This window comes from Terrabacter sp. P5_B1, assembly GCF_056400505.1.
The window spans coordinates 1-1,109 of sequence record NZ_JBFULD010000579.1 but is presented as its reverse complement, the minus strand read 5'-3'; the positions used below and the strand labels follow the sequence as shown (position 1 = coordinate 1,109).

Genomic DNA, 1,109 nt, shown 5'->3' with positions numbered 1-1,109 from the left:
GCCCTCGTGGGCCTGCTCGGTGTCGTCGGCGCGCTGACCGAGGGCGAGCAGACTTGGGCCGCGACGATGGACAAGGACCGGGTCGACCGCCGCGTCGTCCCGCTCGGCTTCGACCCGGGTGCCTACCCCGATGCCGACTTCGACGGGCTGCCCGGGCACATGGCCGCCGCCGACGCGGTCGTCGACGCCCTCCCGCCGCCTGCGGACGAGGAGGGCCTGCGCTGGTGCATCGTCGACGGCGCGACGGTGTTCGAGGTGAGCAGGGTGGTGGCGGCCGACTTCGACGCGTGGGTCGAGCGCGTCGACGTGGCCGAGGGCATCAGCCTCATGGCCGACTACATCGGAGGCCGTCGGGTCCCCGTGGGGGAGGACCCTGCGCGGCAGCGGCAGGCCGAGCGCAACCTCTACCTCCCGCAGCCCAACTACGTCGCAGCCTGGGGTGGCGAGCCCATCGACGTCTGCAAGATCGAGCTCGTCGAGCGGGGACCGGACCGGCACCGGCTGCTCTGGCGGACCGTCCACAGCCCCAACGGGTCAGCGGTCCACGACGACGGGACCCTCACCTTCGAGCGGGTGGCGGTGCCGGACGGTGACCCCCGCACCCGGGTGACCATCCGCGGCCGCCAGCTCTTCACCCTGCCGACGGTGCTCGACGCGGCAGACCTGCCGTCACTGCCCGAGCTGCACGGCCCGCTTCTCGAGGAGGCGTACCGGCGCTTCTTCACGTCCACGTTCGACAACCTCGAGGCCTGCTTCGAGGGCCGCGAGTTCCGCATCGGGCGGCCCCCACCCGACCCGACCGAGCCCCTGCTGACCGAGTCGGTGCGGATGCTCGTCGAGGGCCTGACCTCCCGACGGGGTGGCGACGAGGCGCGCCGGCACGAGGCAGACCGACCGGCGTCGGATCCCGACCCGGCCCTCGACGTGCACGGCTTCCGTCACGTCAAGGGGCCACGGTGAGGGCCCGGTGAGGGTCGCCGTCACCGGCGCCACGGGGCTCGTCGGCCACCACGTCGTCGCGGCTGCGCTCGCCGCCGGGCACGAGGTGTCGGCCGTGACCCGGCTCGGTCGCCGCCTGCCCGACCGGCTCGAGTCGCTCGGCCCGGTGC

At 74.1% G+C, this 1,109-nt stretch carries 2 protein-coding genes; both read left to right on the top strand.

Annotated features, from left to right (window positions below):
* A partial coding sequence (locus AC1DP0_RS22160) for a hypothetical protein (protein WP_478088789.1) occupies window positions 1–960 on the top strand: 960 nt, incomplete at its 5' end.
* On the top strand, window positions 860–1,109 hold a 250-nt coding region (locus AC1DP0_RS22155), incomplete at its 3' end, for an NmrA family NAD(P)-binding protein (RefSeq protein ID WP_478088787.1). The genes AC1DP0_RS22160 and AC1DP0_RS22155, both read left to right, overlap by 101 nt.